This is a genomic window from Pantoea sp. C1E2 (assembly GCF_056491465.1).
Genome location: NZ_JBSZHT010000003.1, coordinates 72210 through 97795 on the forward strand (window position 1 = coordinate 72210; position 25586 = coordinate 97795).

Annotated in this window: 22 protein-coding genes and 1 pseudogene; 19 read left to right on the top strand and 4 right to left on the bottom strand. The window is 47.4% G+C overall.

What is annotated here, in order from left to right; all coding sequences use genetic code 11:
- Window positions 1-64 precede the first annotated feature (64 nt).
- Window positions 65-1117 carry a TIM barrel protein gene (locus ACXI0A_RS20820; RefSeq protein WP_476147225.1) on the top strand — a complete coding sequence of 351 codons (1053 nt, stop codon included), beginning with the start codon at window positions 65-67 and terminating at the stop codon, window positions 1115-1117.
- A 7-nt stretch (window positions 1118-1124) separates the two neighbouring features.
- Window positions 1125-2297 (top strand): Gfo/Idh/MocA family protein, encoded by a 1173-nt coding sequence (locus ACXI0A_RS20825; RefSeq protein ID WP_476147224.1) that lies wholly within the window; start codon window positions 1125-1127, stop codon window positions 2295-2297.
- 208 nt (window positions 2298-2505) lie between these two features.
- Here the strand turns inward: ACXI0A_RS20825 and ACXI0A_RS20830 are convergent, their stop codons facing one another.
- Window positions 2506-3522 (bottom strand): substrate-binding domain-containing protein, encoded by a 1017-nt coding sequence (locus ACXI0A_RS20830; protein ID WP_476147223.1) that lies wholly within the window; start codon window positions 3520-3522, stop codon window positions 2506-2508.
- A gap of 137 nt (window positions 3523-3659) precedes the next feature.
- Between ACXI0A_RS20830 and ACXI0A_RS20835 the strand changes: the two genes are divergently transcribed.
- Window positions 3660-4805: a phytanoyl-CoA dioxygenase family protein gene (locus tag ACXI0A_RS20835; RefSeq protein WP_476147222.1), complete on the top strand. Its 1146-nt coding sequence runs from the start codon at window positions 3660-3662 to the stop codon at window positions 4803-4805.
- A 65-nt stretch (window positions 4806-4870) separates the two neighbouring features.
- On the opposite strand, the gene ACXI0A_RS20840 is transcribed toward ACXI0A_RS20835, so the two are convergent.
- Window positions 4871-7309: a membrane-bound PQQ-dependent dehydrogenase, glucose/quinate/shikimate family gene (locus tag ACXI0A_RS20840; RefSeq protein WP_479410247.1), complete on the bottom strand. Its 2439-nt coding sequence runs from the start codon at window positions 7307-7309 to the stop codon at window positions 4871-4873.
- Between the two features lie 358 nt (window positions 7310-7667).
- Here ACXI0A_RS20840 and ACXI0A_RS20845 point away from each other — a divergent pair, with 358 nt between their 5' ends.
- The 11 genes from ACXI0A_RS20845 (at window position 7668) to ACXI0A_RS20895 (ending at window position 19255) form a co-directional block, all read left to right on the top strand.
- The gene (locus ACXI0A_RS20845; RefSeq protein ID WP_476147220.1) at window positions 7668-8675 is read left to right on the top strand and encodes a substrate-binding domain-containing protein; all 1008 of its coding nucleotides are present in this window, start codon (window positions 7668-7670) and stop codon (window positions 8673-8675) included.
- A 230-nt stretch (window positions 8676-8905) separates the two neighbouring features.
- The gene (locus tag ACXI0A_RS20850; RefSeq protein WP_476147219.1) at window positions 8906-9253 is read left to right on the top strand and encodes a helix-turn-helix domain-containing protein; all 348 of its coding nucleotides are present in this window, start codon (window positions 8906-8908) and stop codon (window positions 9251-9253) included.
- Window positions 9254-9550: 297 nt separating this feature from the next.
- The gene (locus ACXI0A_RS20855) at window positions 9551-10381 is read left to right on the top strand and encodes an IclR family transcriptional regulator domain-containing protein (protein WP_476147218.1); all 831 of its coding nucleotides are present in this window, start codon (window positions 9551-9553) and stop codon (window positions 10379-10381) included.
- A gap of 273 nt (window positions 10382-10654) precedes the next feature.
- Entirely contained in the window at window positions 10655-11182 is a 528-nt protein-coding gene (locus ACXI0A_RS20860; RefSeq protein ID WP_476147217.1) for a cupin domain-containing protein, read from the top strand.
- Window positions 11160-11909, top strand: coding sequence for an SDR family oxidoreductase (locus tag ACXI0A_RS20865; RefSeq protein WP_476147216.1), 750 nt, complete (start codon window positions 11160-11162; stop codon window positions 11907-11909). Before ACXI0A_RS20860 ends, ACXI0A_RS20865 begins: the two co-directional genes overlap by 23 nt.
- A gap of 101 nt (window positions 11910-12010) precedes the next feature.
- Window positions 12011-13570 carry a UxaA family hydrolase gene (locus tag ACXI0A_RS20870; RefSeq protein WP_476147215.1) on the top strand — a complete coding sequence of 520 codons (1560 nt, stop codon included), beginning with the start codon at window positions 12011-12013 and terminating at the stop codon, window positions 13568-13570.
- Between the two features lie 198 nt (window positions 13571-13768).
- Window positions 13769-15046 (top strand): MFS transporter, encoded by a 1278-nt coding sequence (locus ACXI0A_RS20875; protein WP_476147214.1) that lies wholly within the window; start codon window positions 13769-13771, stop codon window positions 15044-15046.
- Between the two features lie 104 nt (window positions 15047-15150).
- Window positions 15151-16794: an acetolactate synthase large subunit gene (locus ACXI0A_RS20880; protein ID WP_476147213.1), complete on the top strand. Its 1644-nt coding sequence runs from the start codon at window positions 15151-15153 to the stop codon at window positions 16792-16794.
- A gap of 47 nt (window positions 16795-16841) precedes the next feature.
- Entirely contained in the window at window positions 16842-18467 is a 1626-nt protein-coding gene (gene pckA, locus ACXI0A_RS20885) for a phosphoenolpyruvate carboxykinase (ATP) (protein WP_479485291.1), read from the top strand.
- Window positions 18468-18536: 69 nt separating this feature from the next.
- Window positions 18537-18911: a hypothetical protein gene (locus ACXI0A_RS20890; RefSeq protein ID WP_476147211.1), complete on the top strand. Its 375-nt coding sequence runs from the start codon at window positions 18537-18539 to the stop codon at window positions 18909-18911.
- A gap of 77 nt (window positions 18912-18988) precedes the next feature.
- Window positions 18989-19255: a transposase gene (locus ACXI0A_RS20895; RefSeq protein ID WP_476147210.1), complete on the top strand. Its 267-nt coding sequence runs from the start codon at window positions 18989-18991 to the stop codon at window positions 19253-19255.
- A 32-nt stretch (window positions 19256-19287) separates the two neighbouring features.
- Here the strand turns inward: ACXI0A_RS20895 and ACXI0A_RS20900 are convergent, their stop codons facing one another.
- On the bottom strand, window positions 19288-19488 hold the full coding sequence (locus tag ACXI0A_RS20900) for a hypothetical protein (RefSeq protein ID WP_476147209.1): 201 nt from the start codon (window positions 19486-19488) through the stop codon (window positions 19288-19290).
- Between ACXI0A_RS20900 and ACXI0A_RS20905 the strand changes: the two genes are divergently transcribed.
- Together ACXI0A_RS20905 and ACXI0A_RS20910 are read left to right on the top strand one after the other, a co-directional pair.
- Window positions 19426-19632 (top strand): IS3 family transposase, encoded by a 207-nt coding sequence (locus tag ACXI0A_RS20905; protein WP_479410265.1) that lies wholly within the window; start codon window positions 19426-19428, stop codon window positions 19630-19632. The two genes, ACXI0A_RS20900 and ACXI0A_RS20905, sit on opposite strands and share 63 nt — an antisense overlap.
- Window positions 19586-20074, top strand: a pseudogene (locus ACXI0A_RS20910) (IS3 family transposase); the annotation flags it as partial. The gene ACXI0A_RS20905 and the pseudogene ACXI0A_RS20910, both read left to right, overlap by 47 nt.
- A 343-nt stretch (window positions 20075-20417) precedes the next feature.
- On the opposite strand, the gene ACXI0A_RS20915 reads toward ACXI0A_RS20910, so the two are convergent.
- Window positions 20418-21722 carry a hypothetical protein gene (locus tag ACXI0A_RS20915; protein ID WP_476147208.1) on the bottom strand — a complete coding sequence of 435 codons (1305 nt, stop codon included), beginning with the start codon at window positions 21720-21722 and terminating at the stop codon, window positions 20418-20420.
- Between the two features lie 435 nt (window positions 21723-22157).
- Between ACXI0A_RS20915 and ACXI0A_RS20920 the strand changes: the two genes are divergently transcribed.
- The 3 genes from ACXI0A_RS20920 to ACXI0A_RS20930 all read left to right on the top strand — a co-directional run bounded on the left by ACXI0A_RS20920 (window position 22158) and on the right by ACXI0A_RS20930 (window position 25529).
- Window positions 22158-22433, top strand: coding sequence for a hypothetical protein (locus ACXI0A_RS20920; RefSeq protein ID WP_476147207.1), 276 nt, complete (start codon window positions 22158-22160; stop codon window positions 22431-22433).
- Between the two features lie 121 nt (window positions 22434-22554).
- Complete coding sequence (locus ACXI0A_RS20925; RefSeq protein ID WP_476147206.1) at window positions 22555-23706, top strand: MFS transporter; 1152 nt, start codon at window positions 22555-22557, stop codon at window positions 23704-23706.
- Between the two features lie 548 nt (window positions 23707-24254).
- The gene (locus ACXI0A_RS20930) at window positions 24255-25529 is read left to right on the top strand and encodes a nitrate- and nitrite sensing domain-containing protein (RefSeq protein WP_476147205.1); all 1275 of its coding nucleotides are present in this window, start codon (window positions 24255-24257) and stop codon (window positions 25527-25529) included.
- Window positions 25530-25586 lie beyond the last annotated feature (57 nt).

Here is a 25586-nt window from a genome sequence, read left to right on the forward strand (position 1 = left end):
ATTCCTATCTGTGTCCTTCGCACCTGTGAAGTTGCAGGTGCACTTTTTTAAATCGGGAGTAGCTATGAAGACAATTAAAGGTCCTGGCGTTTTTCTGGCGCAGTTTGCCGGAGACAGTGCGCCTTTTAACACGCTGGCAGGTATGGCGAGCTGGGCAGCAGAAAAAGGATTTAAAGGGGTGGAGATCCCGAGTTGGGACACGCGTTTGATTGACCTTCGTAAAGCGGCGGAAAGCCAAACCTACGTGGATGAGATTCTGGGCATTCTGAACGAGCATGATCTGACGTTAACCGATCTGGCCAGTCATCTTCAGGGGCAGTTAGTTGCCTTACATCCCTCTTTCGATTTGCCAGCAGATAGTTTTGCCCCTGCGGAAGTGCGGAATAATCCTCACGCACGTCAGGAGTGGGCGACAGAGCAACTTTATCTGGCAGCAAAAGCATCGCGACGTTTCGGGCTGACTAAACACGTGACTTTCTCAGGAACCCTGCTGTGGCCTTATCTCTATCCCTATCCGCAATGGCCAGAAGGCTTGATTGAAGAGGGATTCAGCGAATTAGCACGCCGCTGGACGCCTATCCTGAACGCCTATGATGAACAGGGTGTTGATCTCTGCTATGAGATTCACCCCACGGAAGATTTGCACGACGGACTGACCTTCGAACGTTTCCTTGAGAAAACAGGGAACCACGCGCGCTGCAATATCATGTATGACCCGAGCCATCTGGTTCTGCAGGGTATCGATTATCTCACCTATATCGATCACTACCACGAGCGCATCAAGGCCTTCCACGTTAAAGATGCAGAGTTTCGCCCAAACGGTAAAACCGGCGCCTATGGGGGTTATCAGCCCTGGAACAGCCGCGCGGGCCGTTTCCGTTCGCCAGGCGATGGTCAGACAGATTTCGGCGCCATTTTCTCCAAACTTACCGGTTATGACTTTGACGGCTGGGCCGTACTGGAGTGGGAGTGCTGCTTTAAAAACGCTGAAGATGGAGCACGTGAAGGGGCGCGGTTTATCGATGATCACATCATCCGTGTCACCGGGAAATCATTTGATGATTTCTGTAAATCCTGGGCCGATCAGTCACTGAACAAGAAAATTCTGGGCATTTAAGGAGAGCATGATGAGCAAGTCATCCCTGCAGGGGCGTCGTATTCGTTTAGGTATGATCGGCGGTGGAGAAGGTGCTTACATTGGGGGCATTCACCGCTTTGCTGCGCGTCTTGATAATGAATATGAACTGGTGGCGGGCGCGTTCGATGTCAACGCCGAGAGGGGCCACGCGTTTGCCGCAAAGAACTACATTGCAGCAGACCGATCGTATAACGATTACACCGCAATGCTTGCTGCAGAAACGGCACGCGAAGATGGCGTCGACGTGGTGGCAATCTGTACCCCAAATTTCACTCACTTCCCTATTGCCCGGGCTTTTCTTGAAGCGGGTATTGATGTCATCTGTGAAAAGCCGCTCACCACGACACTGGATGACGCCGAAGCGCTGAATGAAGTGGTACGCAGTACAGGGCGATTCCTGGGTGTGACGTACACCTATTCCGGTTATCCCATGATCATGGAGGCGCGTCATCGAATCGCGGAGGGGGTGATAGGAAAAGTGCGTACGCTGCAGGTGGAATATCCACTGGAATGGATGGCGACGGGGGTTGAATTAAACAATCAGCAGGCAGCCTGGCGCGTGGATCCGAAGAAAAACGGTCGCGGCGGTTCGATTGGCGATATAGGGACGCATGCCTATCATCTGGCGGGATACGTCACCGGGCTAAAGGCGGAAAGTGTGATTGCCGATCTGGCGACTTTTGTAGAAGGTCGTGCGCTTGATGATAACGCACACGTCATGATCCGCTATGAAGGGGGCGCGCGCGGCATGCTGTGGTCATCTCAGGTGGCCATCGGCTGCTCAAATTCTCTGCGCCTGCGGGTGTTTGGTGAAAACGGGAGTCTATCCTGGTTCCAGGAACAGCCTAATGAACTGGTCTATACCCCACTTGAGGGCTACACCCAAACTATCAAGCGCGGCCGGGATGATCTCTGCGATCTGACTAAAGCGCGTACCCGCACCCCTCCTGGTCACCCGGAAGGGTATATCGAAGCCTTCACGAACCTCTATAGCGGTTTTGCCTCGGCTCTGCGTGCGCGTGATCGGCAGCGTGAAATCAACGGTATCGGCGCTGCCGTTCCGCAGGTTTATGATGGTTTGAAAGGAGTGGCTTTTGTCGATGCCGTGGTGGACAGCCATGAGCAGGGTAACGTTTGGATTACACCTAAATACCGATAACGTTAAAAAAGAATCATCCCCTGTGCAGAGAACTGCCGTGAACCCTATCGACGTTGATGCGCTCAAGAGAATTGAAAAACGATTCCGGCGGGCGGCGGTGTATCAGGGGATTTTTTGCTCATCATGCGGAGGCCTAAGTTTAGGCCGGTATATGACGGTGACCTGCTGGGCGCGATGGGCTGCAAAGTTGATGACCCGTTTCGCAATTTTAAGTGTGCATATTATATCGGGTGATAATGTTAATTTTTGAATAAAGCGGTTGAACATCGTTCACCGGTAAAAAATGATGAAATTCCAAAAGCGTTTTAAGCGCATTCTGGGCATCTAGCTGTAAATTATGTTCAATTAATACGTCAATTTTACCGGCTTGCATCAAGGCTCTGTTTTCACGATCGAGATCGTGTCCAATAAAGGCACGGATAGTGATGCCATGTTCATCTAATGCTCTGAGGATCCCGGCATTTCCGCCCCCGACGGTGTAGATCGCTATGATCTCTTTTTCCTTTTCCAATGCCTTGTTGACGTAATCGTACATCTGGTGGTCAATGCCATAACCGCCGGCTAATTGTACGATTCTACAATCTGGCTTGAACTGAGTAATGGCTTTGACAAACCCTTCACACCTTTCCATCTCTCCGGTGAAATCCTCACTCCCCACAATCGTTGCGATAGTGCCATTCTCAGGCGATAGCCATTTCGACATGATCAACGCGGCCGCTTTTCCGGCGCTGTAATTGTCCATACCGATATAGCGCAGTCGGGTACTGCCGGGAATATCGGTCACGATCGTCACAACAGGTATACGTTGACGTATCAGCCCCTCGATGACCGGGACCATTTCTGGCGAATGCTGGAGCTTGAGCACAATGCCATGACTGTCCACGGCACACTTCTTTATCAGCGTTTTAATCTCGGTGAAGCTCAGGTCTTCATAGCAGTGAAAACGGAGTTGAATGCGGAATGAAACGAAGCTTGATATCTGGCTGACGAAGGCTTCGCGCACTAACTCACTAAATCGTTCGGGAGTATGGAGGATGACGTCAATATAAATGGTCCGCCCTTTTGCAAGGCTGGCTTTCTGCTGTAATTCGAGATCGGCGATTGCCTGACGTATCCGGTGCTCGGTCTGTGGGTGAACGTTGCCCCGCTGATGGAGAGCCCGATCAACCGTTGCCAGACTGAGGCCTGACTGTGCAGATATCTGCTTGAGCGTAAACTGCTTCATATTATGAGGTTTTTTTGAGGGTTTTTTGATGTTTTGTTAACTCAATGTAACTGCTAGCTTGTGGTGTAGCAAGCCAGCAATTGGGCTGAAGATGCGTTAAGCAAACCCTGGAATGATTAAAATAAAATGAGGTCGATATGTCTCCAGAATATTTCGCAACTGAGGGTCAGGTTTCTGTAGATGATTTCAAAACCTTCTGCAATCAGCGCGTGAATGCTGCTGATTACCCTCTATCCGCTGAAGTGCAATCTGAGGTGATTATCTATGATCGTTCAACTTTGGAAGATGCAGCCGCCACGGACAAACGGTCAGTACTGAGTGAACTCCATAAAGCGCTTTCCTATGGGCCTGGCGTTTTTGTTGTCAAAAATCTGTTCTCTGATGTATCCGTTATCGACAGAGCTTCAGCAGCATTTGAGAAAATCATGCGTGAAGAGGCCGAGTCGAAAGTTCAGGCGGACCATTTCTCCAAGGCAGGCAACAATGGAAGGATCTGGAACGCGCTGCAAAAGCTTGGCGAAACCAGCCCTGAAGTCTTTGCCGAGTACTATGCCAACCCGATGCTCAACCTGATTTGTACTGCGTGGCTGGGTCCCGCCTGGCTCATGACTTCACAGGTTAATCAGGTTCGTCCTGGCGGTGAAGCACAGCAACCTCACCGTGATTATCACCTTGGTTTTCAGCAAAGTGCATTCGCTGCTGAATTTCCTATACCGGTGCAAATCCTGACGCAGTATCTGACATTGCAGGGTGCAGTTGCCCACTCTGACATGCCGTTGGCCTCTGGGCCGACGCAGCTGCTGCCTTGGTCACATCAATATGAGTTGGGCTATATCGCTTACAGACGGCCCGAATTTGTCCAATACTTCGCAGAGAATTTTGTGCAGTTACCCCTGAAGAAAGGCGATGGATTATTCTTTAATCCTGCGCTTTTCCATGCTGCCGGTAATAACACAACCGAAAGCCACGTCAGGACGGCCAACCTGTTGCAGATCTCATCGGCGTTTGGCGTTCCAATGGAAGAAGTGAATCATGAACATTTGCTAAAGCTGGTGTACCCGATTTTGTTGAAAAGCCGTAAACCAGCCGATCAAACCAAGGCGTTGATCGAGGTGGCAGCCCGCGGCTATTCATTCCCGACCAACCTTGATACCGACCCGCCTGTGGGAGGAATGGTGCCTAAAACGCAGCAGCAGCTGGTTGTGGAAGCATTAGATGCGCAGTGGAGTGTTGAAAGATTTCATTCCGAACTGGATGCACAGACGTTAAAACGAAAAGCTTGAGTAAGAAAAACGGGCGCTGTTAACAGCGCCCGTTTGTTATTTTCTGCTAAGCATTCGCCTGGCAATTAAGGGAGTGCATAAGCAATCACGTAGTCACCGCGGTTGTCATTGGTACCGGTGCGTGTCGCACCGCCAGCCACCACGACGATATACTGTTTACCGTCTTTGCCTATATAGGTCATTGGCGCACCTTGTCCGCCTACTGGCAGACGTCCACGCCACAGCTCTTTACCGGTATTGTTGTCAAAGGCTCGCACGTAGTAGTCGAGTGAGCCATGGAAGAAAGTGAGTCCACCTTTGGTGACTAATGGACCGCCCATCGTTGGCATACCCAGCGGAATATCGATACCTGGCGCCACACCATGAATCGGTGCATCCTTGATACCGCCTACCGGGACCTGCCAGCGAGTTTTACCGGTCGTCAGGTCAATCGCTGTCATCGACCCAAACGGTGGTTTGAAACAAGGCACGCCTAATGGCGACATAAACATTCCGCGTTCTACGCCCCAAGGGGTACCCAACTGTTCTGAGTATTCACCTTCTGTCGTGGCTTTAAGTCCTCTGCGGTCAGCGTCTTCACGCTTGATGAATTGACCCCATTGCGCCATACGGATGTCGTTGACAATCAAAGTGCCTGTCGACATATCCAACGCACCGCCGCCCCAGTTAAAGCCACCATAGTATCCCGGGTAAATCAGGGTACGTTGTTTATCCGAAAGCGGAGTGAAAGGACCCTCTGTGCGCATTTCTTTAAACTGAATACGGCAGTAGAGCTGATCAAAGATTGACGCGCCCCACATATCACTCTCTTTCAGCGGCGTGGTACCCACTGAGATAGCAGAGAATGGCTGGGTATCGGCCACCTGCATACCCGGCATGACATCGGTTGGAACTTTACGATATTCAACCGGGATAACTGGTTTACCAGTACGGCGATCAAGTACGAAGACTTCACCGCGCTTGGTCAACTGAATGAGTACGGGGGTTTTCTGACCGTCTTTGCCAGGCAGGTCATACAAAATAGGTTGGGAGGAAACGTCATAGTCATACTGATCAATGTTGGCAGTGCGGAAGTGCCAACGCTCCTTACCGGTTTTTAGATCGACGGCGACGATGGCATCGTTATACTCGTTCGAGTAGGGGTGGCGGTCGCCGGTCCAGAAGTCTGGCGTCTGGTTTCCTGTTGGGAAATAAGCCAGGCCCAGTTTAGGATCGTAAGCGGCCGTACCCCAGAAGTTTGGCGTTTCAATTGGGTAAGTCTCGCCGACTGGCAGTGGGCTACTGTCGCTGGCGCCGCGTTTCGCATCCCAGGCCCAAAGGATTTTGCCACTGACTACATCATATCCACGCACTACGCCGCCGGGTTCGCCAGTGGTTAGGTTATCGTTGAGACGGCCTCCCACCATTATCACGCCATCGGCCACCAGTGGGGCAGAGGTCACGTTATAGCTACCCTGCTGGCCTCCTTTGGCGTCAGCCGGCATGTTCAGCGTCAGATCGACGTAACCTCCGTTGCCAAAGTCCTCACACAGTTTGCCGGTTTCAGCATCCAGCGCCACGATGCGGGCGTCAATAGTGGTTTCAATGATGCGTTTTCGACAGGTTGCAACAGAGGAAACAGACGTCGCGGCAATCCCGCCAGGGGGTGAGTTATTAGTCGACAACTGGTCGAGATCGGCATAGCCTACCCCACGGCATCGCTTCCAGCCCTTGTCGCTTTCAAAGATTTTCGGTTGTGGATCGAAGCGCCACTTCTCTTTGCCCGTTGTAGCGTCAATTGCAATTACCTTGCTAAGCGGCGTACACATATACATCGTGTCGCCCACTTTCAATGGTGTCGTTTGGTATTCAGCGCCATCAATCGCAAGGTCACCAGTGCGGTATGTCCATGCGACTTTCAGGTCTTTAACGTTGGTGGTATTGATCTGTTTAAATTGCGCGAAACGTTGCCCAAGGGTGTTACGCCCCCAGGCTGTCCAGTCATCACCGCTATTGTCTTCTGCAGCCTGGTCAATAACTTTTGCAGGTGGTGCATCCGCACTCACTTCCACTTCGGGATGAGCGCGGAACATATTAGCGAAGATCATTACCAGTGATGCAAAAGTTACGAGGGAAACCAATAAGGAAGCAAGCTTAGGCAGAGCCGGTCGGCCCTTAGTGTTTGTCAGCACAGGTGCAAACAAAGCCGCCAGCAGGAAGATAATGAGGAAGGCAATTGTTCTCGGAACAAGTTGCCAGAAATCAGTACCGACTTCTGAGAATGCCCAAATTAAACTGCATGCTAATAAGACAAAAGCTAAATGAACCGTCCAGGATTTAGCGCGGAAGAAACCGGCACCGCAACCTGCCATTGCCAAGCCGGCCGGCAAATAAAACCATGAACCACCGAGGCTGATTAAGTAAACCCCACCCCCTGCCAAAGCTAGCCCGAGGATTAGTAAAAATATCCCCACTATCTTTGTAAAAATAGACATACTACTCTTCATTTTTATTAACCCTTGCATTAATTAATACTATTTCATAAGAAATAGTGTTCTAAGCGGCTATTGCTTTAATTGCTCCCTGTGTGAAATTACCTTTTCTTGAAAAAAGCCATAGGAAGCCGCTCCTTTAAAATTATAAAGGAGTTATAATTAATATTATGACCATTGAATCTGTTGCACTTCCGTCAGAAATGCTAAATAGACTTATGGCATGAAGTTAACCATGCATTAACCTTATAAATTTGTGTACTTATAAATTAAAATCCTTTAGTAGAGTTAAATGTTTTTTAAATTTTTTGATAACTTCAGTTACGCGGCAAAACATTATCATGTACATTTACATAACAAAAGAACTTAAAGACCTCAAAAAGACCTCAAAATGAAGTTTACGATTAAACAAATTGCAGCTCAGGCTGGCGTGAGCAAGGCGACAGTTGACCGTGCACTCCATAGCAGAGGGGCCGTGCATGCCCGAACTGATCGCCGTATAAAACAGGCTATTAGAGACCTGGAATTGCAGGAGCGAACCAGCCTGGCCTCCGGCCGAAGTATCCCGCTCGATGTTATACTTCATACGCCTGAAAGATTCAGCCGACTAGTTTGTGACGCACTCATAGAAGAAATGAGTCATTTTTCTTCGTTCCAGTTGCAACTACGTTTCCACTGTGTGGAGACGATAAGCACGGATGAAATGCGAAAACTCATGCTCAAATGCGCCAATGATAGTTATGGCATCATTCTCAAGGCGGAGAATAATAAAACTATCATCAAAACCATTGAGGAATTGCAGAAACACCGTGTTCCGGTAGTCACCATGGTGACAGACGTTCCTGATAGTAAACGTTTACGCTATGTGGGTATGGATAATAATTCAGCAGGCATGACCGCAGCGTACTTAATGTCTCAGTGGCTGAAGGATACTCAATTGGATATTGCTGTTGTATTGAGTAGCCAGAAATTTCTTGGCGAGGAAGAGCGTGTTCAGGGTTTTTGTCAGGGGATGAAAACCCTATTACCATCAATCAGTCCTGTTTGGATCAGCGAGGGTTATGGCGTAGATGGAATGACTTTTGACGTTATGTTGAAAGCATTAAATAAACATCCAAACCTTAAAGCAGTATATTGTGTTGGCGGGGGTAATGCAGCTATCCTCAGAGCTTTTAATCATGCTGATCGCCAGGTTTTTTGCTATATTGGTCATGATATAGATGAGGAGAATAGATTTCTTCTCAATGACCGTAAAATTAACGCTGTTATACAGCATGATTTACAAAGTGATGCGCGCCTCGTATTTAGGACATTGCTTACTTTTCATGGCTTTTTACCTGCTACAGATAATGCTGATATTTTTTCTAAAGTAAATGTGGTTACTCCATTTAATATTTGACTTTTAATCTATTAAAAAATGTCATGGAAGTGGTGTTATGAGAAGCATCTCCTCCTTAAAAGGCTTGTTCTTAACCAATTTGGGGTCTTTTTGAGGTTTTTAAGGAAGGTAGGTAGATTGTTTTCCGGTGTGATGTTCAATAATATAATTAAGAAAAATAACGCAGCTCACGTAATGCGGTTTATGTTGAGGTTATTTTAATTACTAGCTTATTGATTTGGATAACAACGATGGCTGATGATTTTCATAAGAAGGTGATAGATGAACTGTTAAAAAAAATTGAGGTGGAAATAAAGTCGCCACTCACGTTATCCTATCTTGCAAAATATTGTGGATATAGTGTAGGACATCTTCCCCGAATGTTTAAATCGGAAATGGGGGTAACACTTGGTGTTTATATCAGAAGGCGGAAACTTTATTTCATCTCACTGGAACTCTTGAGCAATGATGTAAAGATAATAGATGCGGCTATCGATTATGGATTCTCTTCCCAGCAGTCATTGACTCGCGCATTTAAATTTATGTATGGGGTCACACCATATGAATTTAAAAAAGCAGAAAGAGAAGGAGGAAAATAAAGTTATTTGCGATGGTTTTTGTTCATTCTCACTTGATTACAATATTGATGATAGATAAGTGTTTAATAAAGAATGAAGTTAATAAATCCATGTCATAGTTTTCCTCACTCTCATGAAATATTTGGCTCTATAGGATCTAAGCCCATTTTAAAGTGCTTATTCCATTACTTAATAATGTGCTGGCACGATTTTCCACAAGCATGACCACTGAGTGTCCAATAAATTGGCAGCCGTTGACACATGGCTCTTCATCAGGATAATCATTCAGATTATCAAACATTTTAGGGTTTCGACGCAATGACCCAAATACCTGTTTCAGAGTCAACAAGCCCATCTCAAATCGCGGGCACAGCCGCTTTCAGCAAGTTTATGCATTTATTGCAACTTGTTGCTGATAGTCCGGCACCATTAACCATACCCGAACTCAGTAAACTTAGTGGATATCCGCGCCCCACTGTCTATCGCACTGTTGCTGCACTTATAGCAGAAGGATTGCTTGAAGAGGGGGCAATTACGGCGAAATTGACCCTTGGACCCCGGCTCATTGCACTTGCGAGTCGAAGCTGGAGCCGCTCTGAACTTCGACAACTTTGCACCGAAGATCTTAAGCGTCTGCGTGACCTGACAGGTGAAACGGTGCATCTGGCAGTGTTAAATGGCCAGAATATGGTTTACATCGAAAAAATTGAAAGCCCGAGTGCTGTTCAAATGAGTTCGCGCATTGGAACTCGCGTTGCTCTTCATTCTACCGCAGTCGGTAAAGCTTTTCTTGCTGCGCTCAGTGAATCCGAGAGTGAGTTAATTCTGAAAGAATTGCCCGACCATTTTCCTATGCTTACTCCGAATTCTCTCGTTACAAAAGATGACCTCAGATGCCAATTAGCGCTTACTCGTGCAAGGGGATGGTCAATTGATGATGAAGAACAGGAGCCTGGGATCTGTTGTTTTGGCGCCCCTATCCTTGGCAGGAATGGTAAACCTATTGCTGCTGTCAGCGTAAGTACGTTGCGCTTTCGTCAGCCAGAGAACGTGGAAGAGGCTTTTATACTTCCATTAAAAGAGATTTGTACAGCAATCTCGGACCGCATTGTGGCGACACCATTACCATTGGGTGCCTCACCTCTCTAAGAATCTATGCCCCATGAAATGTACGGGGCATAGTCTTTACTACTTCATTGTAAATCCTCATTTATCACACCTCATTCGATAATCACTTTCGGCCATATACCACCCTTTCATGCCATGTTGGTCAGGTGTCGTTCATTACACACCATTTTCAATATTTTGTGAGCTAACAGACGTTTTCACATTACTAATCCCCCACTGTTATTGTTTTTTGAAAACGCTGTTGCTAATGTTAGTCCACAATGTAAACAAGTTGTCCACATTAAGGAATTACCCATGCCAGTAGAAAAAATTGAAGAACAACCAATGATGCCTTACCAATACCCTAATCCTGCGGAAGCTCTTCCTGAGATTGTTATTGCTAATGCGATCCCAGAAGACGACCGTTTGTGGGTTCCACAGGCAGAAAACGTTTGGTTTCGGCCGTTGTGTTTAAATGCTAGTCAGGGCTATTGGATGAACTTGCTCAAGGTTCGCAAGTCTGGGGTTCTAAGCCGCCACAGACACCCGCAAACCGTTCATGGATTCGTACTTAAGGGCCGCTGGAAATATCTTGAGCATGATTGGGAAGCAACCGAAGGCAGTTACGTTTTTGAGCCACCTGGTGAAACTCATACCTTGTATGTCCCTGAAGATGTTGAGGAAATGATTACTTATTTCCAGGTTAATGGGATCATGTATTACACCGATCCATGGGGCAAAGGGAATGGCTATGAAGATGTGTTCACCAAAATTGAAATGTGTAAAAAACACTTTAAGGAAGTCGGTTTAGGTGAAGATTATGTCAAACAATTCATCCGTTAATGCTGAGAGTCTGGCCGACTATAATTTTGCCGATAAGGTCGCAGTGGTGACCGGTGGATGCCTCGGTATAGGCGCTGCAATTGCAAATTATTTTGCGGAAAAAGGTGCGAAGGTTGTTGTGTGGGATCTTGCTCCACAGGAAACTGCTCATCAGTGGCGTGTAGATATTGCTGACCCCGCAAGCGTTGAAAAGGCAACTCAAGAAACTATAGCTGCATATGGGAAGATTGATTTTTTGGTTAATAACGCAGGGTTTGCGGGACCGACTCTTCCCCTTGATAGTTATGACCCTGAAATCTGGAAGCGCATTGTAGATATTAATCTTGTTGGTACCTTCAATGTGTGTCGTTCAGTCATTCCAGAAATGCGTAAATCTGGAAAGGGCCGCATTGTCAATATCTCATCCCTTGCAGGTAAAGAAGGGACACCTAATGCTTCTGCTTATAGTGCGGCTAAGGCTGGAGTAATAGCTATGACGAAGTCGATGGGAAAGGAATTGGCAGAGACTGAAATCCGGGTCAATGCGATTGCGCCAGCAGCCGTACGCACTTCGCTTCTTGAACAGATGTCGCCCTCGCATGTTCAGACAATGATCGATAAAAGCCCGATGAAGCGTCTGGGAGAATCGGAGGAGGTGGCAGAACTCGTTGCGTGGCTTTGTTCTGCTTCCTGTAGTTTTAGTACAGGGGCAGTATTCGATCTTTCCGGTGGGCGTGCTACATATTAAACAATGTCATGAAAATGAAACACAGGTACTGAAGTCTAAATAAAACCAAGCACTACCGATTTATTCGGTTAGTGCTTTTGAGAATGTACAGGTTAACTGCTATGCAAATTTTAAATAAACCCGATGAAAGTACGATGAGTGTTAGGGTGATCCGGCTCAATCCTGCTGATGATGTCGTAATAGCACTTGAACAAATTAATCCCGGCACCTTCATTCCTTCAGAAAATATCACTTCTGTAGACAGTGTTCAGCCAGGCCACAAAATTGCAACTCATAATATTGAGGAAGGCTGTGCGGTTAAGCGATATGGGCAAATCATTGGATTTGCAAGCCAGTTCATCAAAATAGGAGAGCATATCCACACTCATAATCTTGTAATGGGTGAGTTTTCCCGTGATTACGCTTTCAGCAAAGATGCCATACCAACGATTCATGAAAAAGACCAAGCTACTTTTCAGGGAATAGTGCGGGACGATGGTCGTGTTGCAACGCGAAACTACATTGGGGTTTTGACTTCCGTAAACTGCTCAGCAACCGTTGCTCGAGCGATCGCAGATTTTTTCAGACGCGATATTAATCCTGCCGCATTATCGGACTTCCCCAATATTGACGGTGTAATTGCGCTAACCCATGGAAGTGGTTGTGCGCTGGATTCAGAAGGAGAAGCGCTGGCACTGTTGCAGCGTACGCTGGGTGGCTATGCGCACCACGCAAACTTCGGCGGCCTAATGGTGGTTGGGCTGGGATGTGAGACTAATCAAATCCCTAAACTTCTGGAGACGCAGGGATTGGAGCTAGGGGATCGACTGAAAGCCTTTACTATCCAAAATACCGGCGGGACAACCAAAACTGTTGCGTATGGAATAAGTCTTATCAAAGAAATGCTACCGATTGTGAATGACGTTAAGCGCGTACCAGTGCCAGCCAGTGAGCTTGTTATTGGCCTGCAGTGTGGTGGTTCTGACGGTTATTCTGGTATAACAGCAAACCCTGTTCTGGGTGCTGCAGTAGATATTCTTGTCAAACATGGCGGTACCGCAATACTATCGGAAACTCCTGAGGTATACGGTGCTGAGCACTTGCTCACTCGTCGGGCAATATCACCCGCTGTTGGTCAGAAACTGGTTGATCGAATTCACTGGTGGGAAGAATACTGCGCGCGCCATGGCGCAGAAGTAAACAATAACCCTTCAGCAGGTAACAAAGCTGGTGGGTTAACAACGGTATTGGAAAAATCATTGGGTGGAATTGCTAAGGCTGGCTCGAGCCCCCTGATGGATGTATATGAGTATGCTCAGCCTGTAAAAACCCGCGGTCTTGTTTTTATGGATACGCCCGGCTTTGACCCGATATCAGCCACTGGTCAAGTTGCTGGTGGAGCTAACTTAATCTGCTTCACGACCGGACGTGGCTCCGCATTTGGCTGTGCCCCGGCACCCTCACTCAAACTTGCAACTAATACAGCATTGTGGGAACGGCAGTCGGATGACATGGATATGAACTGCGGAAAAATTCTTGATGGTGAAAGTAATATCCAGGAAATGGGACAAGAACTCTTCGAGCAGTTATTAAAATTAGCGTCTGGCGAACCCTCAAGAAGTGAAATTCATGGATACGGCCAGCAGGAATTTGTACCCTGGCAAATTGGTGCATATGTCTAATATGCCTTAATAATCTATAAGGCTTAAATTTACTTTTGGATTATAAAATCAGATTCAGAATAAATCGCTTTTATTCTGAATCATGATGTCTGAATGCAGTAACTCTTACAATCTATCCGAGAATGCGGCGGTCACGCTACGCCTGCATAAAAGTTATACCCTGCAGCTGCGCCATTACAATTAAAGAGGAGGCGTGCGATGAAGAACATGCGTTGGACAATGGTGTCCCTCTGCTTTTTAGCCATCGCGATCAGTTACATTGATCGTGCTAATCTGGCAATTGCAGCACCTGAAATACAGAAAGATTTAGGTATTGGCCCCGCCGAAATGGGACTTTTACTAAGCGGTTTTTTCTGGACATATGCATTCATGCAAATGCCAGCTGGCTGGCTGGTTGACAAAATAGGATCACGTTCAGCATTACCAATCGCCGTGGGTTGGTGGTCAGTTGCAACTGTCTTAACTGCAGGTGCAAATAGCATAGCTACTATGTTTGGATGTCGGCTGCTACTGGGAATAGGTGAATCTGGTGCTTATCCGGCATGCTCTAAAATTGTGAGTCAGTGGTTTTCACCCTCACAGCGAGCGTTTGCAACCAGTATTTATGACAGTGGATCAAGAGTTGGATCTGCATTGTCAATTCCACTGGTCGCACTTATTGTAAGCACTTTGGGATGGAAGGCTGCATTTTTAATAGCAGCCGGATTAGGTTTCATTTGGGTAATAGGATGGTATGCTATTTACCGTAACCCAAAAAAGTTAGAAAATTCTGAAAAAGATGCTTATAAAGATCCGGCGCAGAAAACTGATTCAAAAATTACTTGGGGATCTCTTTTCAGGCACCGTACACTATGGGGAATGATGTTAGGCTTTTTCTGTTTCAACCTTGCTAATTATTTCTTTATTACTTGGTTCCCAGCATTCCTAATTCAGTCGCAGGGGTTCTCACTTAAGGAATTAGGGACGTTAGGTATGATCCCAGCCTTAGTTGCAATTCCGGCAGGCTGGTTAGGCGGTTTTGTTTCAGATTCTCTCTACAAAAGAGGTTGGAGTCTTACCGCGGCGCGAAAAACTTGCCTGGTTGGGGGGTTATTAATGTCATCAGTAATTACCTTATCGGCTTTCACAACTAATATACATTTAATCATGTGCTTACTTTCTGTTTCTTATGGGAGTCTTGCTTTCACGGGGGCCAGCGTGTGGTCGTTACCAGGAGATGTTGCGCCGACTGATAGACATGTTGCATCAATTGCAGGCATACAAAACTTTGCTTCAAACCTGGCCGGTATTGTGATTACAACATTTACAGGATTCATGGTTGAATTGACCAAAGGCTCTTTTGCCATACCATTAATGCTGGCCGGCGGCGCATGCATCACTGCTGCATTTAGTTATCTGGTAATCGTCGGTAAAATTGAACCTTTTAAAACAACTAGTTCCTCCAAAGTAAATAATACAGCTCACCAAATTGGTTGAGATAAATAAATCAAATTTTAGATAATTAAATACCAACATGCCTCTATTTTAATATGGAGGCATGATTCAGTTATATTTTTAATCTTTACGCAGAGGTAATGTACATGTCTAAGGCTGCTGATGTGGTAGTGCAATGTCTGGAAAATGAGGGTGTAGAATATATATTTGGTATTCCTGGAGAGGAAAATCTGGATTTGCTAGAGGCGATACGCAAATCCAATATAAACCTCGTATTGACACGGCATGAACAGTCCGCGGGTTTTATGGCGGCAACTTACGGTCGTTTAACCGGTAAAACTGGTGTGAGTTTGTCTACGTTAGGTCCAGGTGCGACGAATTTAGTCACAGCCGGTGCATATGCATATCTTGGCGGTATGCCAATGTTAATGATAACTGGACAAAAACCTATAAAGAAATCAAAACAAGGGCGTTTTCAGATAATCGATGTATGTGGAATGATGCACCCTATAACAAAGTATACGCACCAATTTGCTTCAGCGGACAATATTCCTGCTCGGGTCAGAGAGGCTTTTAGACTGGCTGAGGAAGAGAAGCCAGGAGCTGTTCATCTTGAACTCCCTGAGGATGTCGCAGCAGAACAAACTGACAGCACACCTATTACGAGAAGTTTGCATCGTCGGCCACTTGCAGAACACAAGTCTATAAGTGCTGCCGTAGATAAGCTTCAAAGTGCACGAAGTCCTATTTTAGTAATAGGTGCTGGTGCGAATCGAAAAATGACAGCGAGTGTATTGCGAAAGCTAGTAGATAAAACTGGCATTCCTTTCATTACGACTCAAATGGGTAAAGGAGTCATTGACGAGCGACATCCTCGATTCCTGGGCAACGCTGCTTTGTCAACAGGTGATTTCGTACATAGGGCAATAGAAGCTGCTGATTTAATCGTGAATATTGGCCATGATGTTATTGAGAAACCCCCTTTCTTCATGGTTAGAGGGGGTACTGAAGTTGTTCATATCAGCTTTAGATCAGCAGAAGTAGATGCAGTATATTTTCCTCAAATTGAAGTAGTTGGTGATATCGGGAATTCAGTGTGGCAGATAGGCGAGGCGCTGAAAAATTACGATCATTGGGACTTTACCCGTTTATTACAAATCAGGGATGCAAATGAAAAACAGATTGTTGAGGGAAATGAAGATGAACGTTTCCCAATGTATCCTCAGCGTGTGGTAGCAGACATACGGAAAACACTTCCTTCAGAGGGAATAGTTGCGCTAGATAATGGTATTTATAAAATCTGGTTTGCACGTAATTATAAAGCTCATAGACCAAATACAGTTCTGCTAGATAATGCTCTTGCAACTATGGGTGCAGGTTTACCATCTGCAATGGCTGCAAGCTTAGTGTACCCAGGTCGCCCTGTCATAGCAGTATGCGGTGATGGTGGGTTCATGATGAACAGTCAGGAGTTAGAGACTGCGGTCAGACTGAACATGCATTTAACTGTGGTAATTTTGCGTGATGACGGTTATGGCATGATTCGCTGGAAGCAGGCAAATATGGGGTTCACTGATTTTGGCCTGGATTATGGGAATCCAGACTTTGTAAAATATGCGGAATCATATGGAGCACATGGTCACAGAGTGAATAGTGCGAGCCAATTCCAGCCTCTATTAGAATACTGCATAGCTAATCATGGAGTGCATATTATTGATTGCCATGTTGATTACTCAGAAAATGATCGAATTCTTAATGTTGAATTGCGCGAGAGAAGCAAAGAGATCTGACGTTCAAAGGCTTGACAATATATGTTTAAAGTTTAATGAGGTGAGGCATGACTTCAATTTTGGATGTAAAAAGGTATTTGCAAGAGAAGGGTATAGAAGCACCCGCAGAAATTATCTATAACCCAACTTACGCTGATTTGTTCCATTACGAGACTGAAGATGATTTAATTGGTTATGAGAAGGCACGTTTAACGTCTACAGGGGCTGTAAGTGTCGACACTGGTATGTTTACTGGTCGATCTCCCAAGGATAAATATTTCGTTAAAGATGAAAACACCAATCTCTCACTTTGGTGGAATGATGGGTTAGAAAATAAAAATGATAATAAACCTATTGATATTGATGTATGGAATTCTCTCAAAAAATGTGTTGTCGTACAATTAAGTGGAAAAAAGCTCTTCATCGTTGATGCATGGTGTGGTGCTAATCCTGCAAGCAGACTGGCAGTTCGGTTCGTAACAGAGGTAGCTTGGCAGGCTCATTTCGTTACAAACATGTTCATTCGGCCTTCAGAAGATGAACTCGAAGATTTTGAACCGAACTTTTTAGTACTAAATGGGTCTAAAGCTAAAAACAATGAATGGAAAAAACAGGGGCTTAACTCAGAAAATTTTATAGCCTTCAATTTGACCGAAAATATCCAATTGATAGGTGGAACTTGGTACGGCGGAGAAATGAAAAAGGGTATGTTTAGTATTATGAACTACCTGTTGCCGCGCCAAGGTATAGCATCAATGCATTGCTCTGCTAACGTTGGTAAAAAAGGTGATGTTGCACTTTTCTTCGGGCTTTCTGGGACAGGTAAAACAACATTATCAACAGATCCTGAACGTTTTCTTATTGGTGATGATGAACATGGTTGGGATGCTGATGGGGTCTTCAACTTCGAAGGGGGATGCTATGCTAAGACAATCAACCTTGACGAAGATAATGAACCTGAGATTTACAATGCAATACGAGCTGGAGCTTTACTTGAGAATGTAGTTATAAAAAATAATGGAAGTGTTGATTTTTCTGACAGCAGTAAAACGGAAAATACTCGCGTATCATACCCCATTACACATATTAATAATATCGTTCCTTTACCATCTCGTGCCGGACATGCTAGCAAGATAATTTTCCTGACGGCAGATGCCTACGGAATTCTTCCTCCTGTCAGCCGTTTGACTGAGGAACAGATGCAATACTATTTTCTTTCTGGATTTACTGCCAAACTCGCTGGTACTGAGCGTGGTGTTACGACACCGCAACCCACCTTCTCTGCGTGTTTTGGTGCAGCTTTCTTAACGCTCCATCCTACAGTCTATGCAGAAACACTTTTGAAAAGGATGAAAAATGCTCACAGCGAAGTGTGGATGGTTAATACGGGATGGAATGGAAGGAATCAACGGATTTCTCTAGCGGATACTCGTCGAATTATTAACTCTATTCTGAATGACGAGATTAGCCAGTCCAATATGATTTCATTGCCAATATTCGATTTGTCTATGCCAGTTTTTATAAATGGGCTTGATTTTTCTGTCCTTGATCCAGAATCATCCTGGGGGAGTGATACAGAATGGAATGAAAAAGCATCTGATTTAGCAAAACTTTTTATTAAAAATTTTGACAAATTTAAACACAATTTGTTTGGGTTGGAGATTAGCAAAGCAGGACCGAAATTACTCAAATAATCAATGGGGGTGAATATTATACCCCCATACGATCTAATATAGTACTGTTGGTTAATCGGGGAGAGATTTGTGAAATGCCTTAAGATAAGGAGATTTCTTAGCATCATTGAGCGTCAGGACATTAAAAGTTATGAAGTATGGCCTTTGCTGACAAAGCTTTTAATTGATTTGTATGACATTGAACGAGTGGAGGTTTTATCAGTTTATCCTGAGGCTAACTTAGCAAAGAGTATTTATTCAACTTGTCCTCATACAAGACGCCTTGGCAAAGAAATAATGCTTTGTAAGAATGGTTTTTTAGGTTGTGGAAGTAATCTCGGCGCTCCCTTAACAGTATATGGACGTGAGGGTTTAGTGAAGTTATTTCATCATAATAATGATCTTATCTACAGTGGCTATACCAGTTCAACTCTGGTTCCTATTATTTATAGCAAAAAGATGTGACCCTGACCCAAAATCCTGCTCCATTCAGAAACAGAATTCCGGCATGATAATGACTCCCCTGAGCGGAGGTTGTGCCGATGAAAAAGTCACGATTCACCGAAGAGCAGATTGTCTTTGCCCTGAAGCAGGCTGAGCTGGGTACGTCCGTGCCGGAAGTCTGCCGCAAGCTGGGTATCTCCGACGCCACGTTTTATACCTGGCGCAAAAAGTACGGCGGGATTTCTCCTTCAGAACTGAAGCACATGCGGCAGCTCGAAGAGGAAAACCATCGCCTGAAGAAGCTGGTTGCCGATCTGAGCCTCGACAAGGCCATGCTGCAGGACGTGCTGGCAAAAAAGAGCTGACGCTGGCACGCCTGCGCGAATGGGTCAGGGACTTACAGACCCGCTACGGTGCCAGTGAAAGACAGGTCTGCTTTGCGCTGCAGGTCAGCCGCAGTTCGTTCCGGTACCGCTCCGTTGCGGCAGATGACAGCGCGCTGCGACTGCGCATCAGGGAGATAACCGAAACCCGCATCCACTATGGCTACCGCAGGGTCCACGTCATGCTGAAACGGGAAGGCTGGCGCGATAATCACAAGCGCATTTACCGGCTTTACCGCGAGCAGGGGTTATCGCTCCGGCTGAAACGCCCCCGCCGTAATAAATCTGCGCTGAAACGTCAGCCACAGCCGCAGGGGTCACGTATGGGGGATGGATTTTGTCTCCGATGCGTTGTTTAACGGTCGCCGGCTCCGCCTGCTGACGGTAATCGATCTTTATACGCGCGAGTGTCTGGGGATCTGCGTAGGCCAGAACCTGCGCTCTTCAGAAGTGGCTGAAATGCTGGACAGCATCGCGTTGAGACGTCCGTTACCGCAACTACTGAAAACAGACAATGGCTCAGAATTTGCAGGAAAAATGCTGGATAAGTGGGTGTACGAACGGCATATCCGGATCGACTTCTCACGGCCAGGCACGCCCACGGATAATGCCACAGTAGAGTCGTTCAACGGCAGGCTGCGGCAGGAGTGCCTGAACGAGAACTGGTTCATGTCTCTGGAGGATGCGCGATGCAAAATCGAGGCCTGGCGCATACACTATAACCAGAGTCGCCCTCATTCTGCGCTGGGCTGGATGACTCCATCCGAATTCGCCGAAAAATCTGCCGGTTGCCAGAATTAGCAACCAACCTGAAGCCGGTTATTCCTGATTATGCCTGGATCATATTCGGGGTCAGGGTCAACCAACCGACATTACTAACTGAAGGTTGTATCTAATACTGGGGGCAGGTCACATTCTCTGTCTGAGGTTGATGAGGCTTATTTCCAGGCTCTTTTTCTTCAGAAATCCGTTGCTGCGGCACAATGGTCCATAGCGTGCCGCAGCGAGGAGGAGTGGTTAGAAAAGTCTCGCAAGCTTAACCTATTGGGAATCAGACCGGCCTCTGTCAGGCAAGTCTCCTGGGATGCGTTATAAGGCTGCTCTCATTGCACCCGCTCCAGGTTACAGCATGATCGTTAACGGGTTACTCTTTTCCGGAGGAAACATCATGTTCTGCCGCGCTTTTGGCCGGTCTGGTTTTAACCCGGGCGGTAAGCCCTTTAACCCGTTTTACCAGACGTCGCAGAAGCGGAAAGACCAGCTCTGCTGTAAGGAACTTTATCACCAGCAGCGTGTTGTGAACGATGAACCTTATGCCGGTGAACAGCCATGAGCGAGGGCGAACCGTATCATGCCTGACCATCGACCTGGACGTATTTGCAAGCTTACCGCCCGCCACAAAGGCCAGTGTAAGAAACACAAAATAGCGCGTGTTATGTCCCTGCTCGATATCCTGTATGCGTGCGTCGGCTTTCTGCATGGATTGATGTAGTCGCAGAAGTCTATGGGCATAGGCTGGAGTTAAAAAAGCCCTGGGCGTTTTATAATCCTCACCGCTAAGATCCATCTCAATGGGAACAACATCACAGTCACCCCTGAGCGAATGCGGAGAACATGCCAGAGCATTAAACGCCTCAATTTGTTTACCGATGTCCCGATCGTACGCAACTCTTGTCACCCAGTCGGGTAAATCTATTCTGGCCCGCAAAATGTCTTTTGAAGAAAAACTGTCCTGTAGCGACCATCGAATTTCTGGCGCCAGACTACATAAATCTGGAACCTGATCTTTCACACCCGGTTCTTTACACAGCACGTCCAGGTTTTGCTCGCCGTTGCGATAGTGCTGCATGATAAGGGTGGTGCGTTCGCCTGCTTCTGAAAGGTCTTCTTTGTATGAAGGCAGACCGCTGTCCGTTACAAAATAGAGAGCCGCTATCAGGCCTAAGACGTACCAGATATGGTCATAAGCGTTTTTGAAGGTGTTTTTTTTCCAGAGCGCGCTGAACAGCATAATGACTGACCAGCCGGTAACCATAGAGATAAATAAAAGGGCTGCCGCAGAGGGAACACTGCCCGTAAAACCACTCCCAAACCGAAACACCTCAGGGCCGAAACTATTTAAGTCAGGCACATAACCCATCAGGCTGAGCGCCCCTGGCGAGATCCATAAAACCAGGCTTATCCAGCCCATGCACCGATTCAGGTAAAATCCGGCTCGGATATTCAGGAATGCGATCGGGAGGAGCAAGAGAGTCATTAAACCCGATAATCCATTAACGCCGTGCGTCGGGCTGATATTCCAGGGATAGATAACGTCCCTGCCGACCTGTAAGGGCAGGTCATTTATAGAGTGGAAGATCCCGAGGCCCTCAAGGTTCTGAGCCAGGCCCCAGGCCGCCAGATTGGAAAACATCAAATAAGGATGAAGGAATTTCAGAAGAAGGAGCATTTTCTGTATGCATCTATATGAAAGACGTTGAGTTTTCAGAATACAAAAATCACCCGCGCCATTCTAATCTTTATTCCAGTCGATATTTGATGCTCATGCTTAGTTTCTTTACCGTCACGCCTGTCTCAGTCTCGCAAGAGCAGTGTGTTTCTGTGCTGTTTCTTTTGAACATTTTCCCAACAAGCTGATTCTGCTATTCTTCTCCAGTTCCCCAGCATTGCCCGGGTTCTCAGTCCGACTGCGCTATCCGGCAAGCCGGTAAGCTTCACCGAATCGCCAGAAGCAACGTTCCAGGCCTGCGGATGGGGTCTGATGGTTGAATGCAGAAATGTGGTCTGATGATGGCGCGATTTCAATAAGATAAGTCAATTAAACGTTATCTCGTCATTGGGGGTAATTTATACCATAGCGTCTCCAATATTATGGAGATTCACTATGTCTTTAATGCATTCCCGCAACGATGGTGCTGTGGGCATTTCAACTGTTGTACAGTTTTCACTGACTGCGATCGCCGGGGCTGGTGCGGCGAACATTTATCCGCTTTCCTGTTTTGACCGTGAATCCGCAACGGACCATATGTCCATTATCCGGACAGCCTGCGTGAACTTACACGCAGGTTCGTCAGAAGTGTTCTTGTCGGCTGACAAACCCAAATTGCTCCTTAGGAATAGCAAGCCTGACAAAGCGGGCTTAACTAATTCATATACTTAAGGATTGCCAGCCCGTTCGCTGACATTCGGTTGACAGTTTTAGCATTGACTGAACAGAAACACATGTCGACAATGTGACCGAATAATGGGATTGATAACCGATAGGTGGATAAATAGTAACTATGGCTGAGATTAAAAAAACGGGAGCATTCACGCTCCTGGCCGTTGCCTGCCTCACCATCATGGTAGGGTGTGTGATTGTGCCCGGGCTGACAGAGGTTGCTGAACATCTTGGTACACCCGAAGCAGCAAGCTGGCTTGTCACTGTCCCGTCACTCGGGGTGGTCATTTTTGGTCCATTTGCCGGCTGGTTTATTGACCGTGCTGGCACATATCGTGCGCTCTGCTGGGGCCTGTTCCTGTATGGGCTACTGGGAAGTGCCGGCATGTTTCTTTACGGGCTTGTGCCGGTCATGCTCGACCGGCTATTGCTTGGCGGGGCGACCGCCATCGTCATGTCAGCAGGAACAGGACTGATTTCCTCGTTTTATAACGGTCAGGCTCGCCTGAAAATGATCGCTTCCCAGGGAATGTCGATAGAGCTGGGCGGTGTCATTTTCCTGTTTATAGGCGGATTACTTGCGACCCTTGGCTGGCAGTGGCCGTTTCTGCTTTATCTTTTTGCCTGGGTTCTTTTGGCTATGCAGCTGGCATTTGTGCCAGAACCATTACCCTCCTGTACAGAAAAGACTAATGATAGCGCCGGTGAAAGTGAACCGATTAGTGCGACCCGATTAGCACCTGTGCTCTTTGCAGCCCTGCTGTCCATGATCTGTTTCTTCACCGGCATTATCATCATTCCTCAGGTGTTTAACCGCATGACTATTGGGGCGGCAGAAACCGGATACTTTCTGTCGTTTATCTCACTGGTCGCCGTCGGGGCTGCTGCGATGATGCCGCGCCTCATTGCGCGTTTACGTGAGTACGGAACCCTATACACGGCGTTTAGCTGCTACGCTGCCGGACATTTCATATTTTCATTCGCGGATAATGTAGTGTTCTACATCGCTGGCGGGATTTTAATGGGTTGTGGATTTGGTCTGTCGGTGCCGCTTGTGAATCATATGACAGTCGAGCAGAGTCACGCTCGCGTCCGGGGACGCAACCTTGCCTGGCTTTCCATGGCTATATTCTCTGGCCAGTTTTTATCATCATTCATGGAATTCATCCCAGGAGATTCAACAGTCGTCTTCCGGGGGGCCGCGATAATTGCAGTGGCGGTAATTGTAGCTCTCGTGATGATACACCGGAAACGTCGCTTTAAAACGGCATAAAGTCTGTCAGGATCTGCAATGCTGACATTGCTGAGCCGGCTTAGTCTGATGCGGGAACTGAGGATTCGAATGACTATAACTGCCACACAGCGGACATTTCTTTAAAACCTTTTTTAGTCTCCACCAGTTCTGCTCAGTCCCGTGGACTTATCCAGACTGAAAATATCGACAAAGACGGTAACCTTGCCTACACGCTGCGCGGGCTGCTAGCAAGGCTTCTGACCTAGAGAAAGTAACAATTCTTTCAGGCAGCTAAACTACCTGAAAAGTTTTGTAAACTGGTCCTTGAAAAATGCACTTACTGCATTTTCCGTTACGCATCACGCCTTAAGTTGTAGAGCAGGAGGGCAACAGACGGAAGCTAATGGAGTACTTCAAAAACATCCTTATGCACTAAATAAGCAAGTTGGCGTCGGGGGAGCACAACCTCAGGTGTAAATTATTTGTTAATCGGGAAAAGCAGAACCTGTCGCCCTATTTTGTTCCGTTTATATCCTGGCGCAGCGTTTGCATGGGATTACGTCATCATCTCTTCAGGAACGATCGCGATGAACGCTGATTCTGCTACCACAGTGCGATTTCTGCTGGCATCACGCCAGTGTGAACTCAACAGCCTGCGTTACCTGCTGCAAACCGGCGAACTGGTGGGGAAAATCAGCCAGATGGTGCATATGTTGCAGCGCGAACGCGGCACCAGTAACCTCTATCTCTGTACTCAGGGCCGCCTGTGTGGCGAGCAACTGGCGCAACGCGCACAGGATGTGCACGCGGCGCAGGTTGCGTTGTTACACCACCTCGACCAACTTGAAACACTCACTGCGGCCCTGCCTCAGGCCAGTCGGTTACTCAGTCGGGTCGCGAGTGTGGTCTATGCCCTGAGCCTGTTGCCCGCGCTGCGCCAGCAGGTGTGCCAGCTCACGGCGCAGGATGCCATCGCCTTTTTCAATGACACCATTCGCCATCTGCTGGCGCTGGTCTTTGAACTTTCGGATGCCGCCGCAGAGCCCGCCATCTCGCGTGCGCTGATTGCCCAGTTCAGCTTTATGCAGGGCAAAGAGCTGGCGGGGCAGGAGCGTGCCGCTGGCGTGGCCGCACTGGCCGCCGGACAACTCGATGAACATTCACAGCACACGCTGCTGGATTTGATTGAACGCCAGGATCGCTGCTTCGCGACCTTTGCTGAGTTCTGTGATGTGGCCTATCGTCAGCGCTGGCTGGATCTCACGCCGGACAGTGAATTTGAACGGCTGCGGCGTATTGCCTGCACCCGGCGCACCCGCCAGGGCGCAGATGAAGCGGAGAGCCTGCGCTGGTTCAGTGTCGCCACCCAACGCATTGATGGCATGAAACAACTGGAAGATGGGCTCCAGGCCAGCCTGATGGATCTGTGCCGCGCACGCATTGCGGTACAGGAACAGGCTAACAATGAACAACGGGCTGATATCACCAGCCTGATGGAGCAGCACACCCAGGACGAGGGCGGCTATGCGGTATTTATGCCGCATGCAGGCAATGAACAAGGTGAATGGCTGGCCAATGATGAGGGGGTCACACCGCAGCTCAGCCGCTCGTTGCTCAGCCTGGTACAACAGCAGGCGCGGCGTTTACAGGCGCTCGACCATGAGCTCACCACCTTGCGTGCCACGCTCAACGAACGCAAAGCGATAGACCGGGCGAAAAGCCTGCTGATGCAGCACCGTGCGCTGTCAGAAGAAGAAGCCTATAAAACCCTGCGGCGGATGGCCATGAATCAGAACAAAAAGCTGGTAGAGATTGCCACGGCGATGCTGGCGGTGGCGGACATTTTGCAGGAAAGTCCCTAAGCAAGGTATGCACACCAAAGGTGCGTGTATGTGCACTGGCGGTGCAAAGACGTGCTG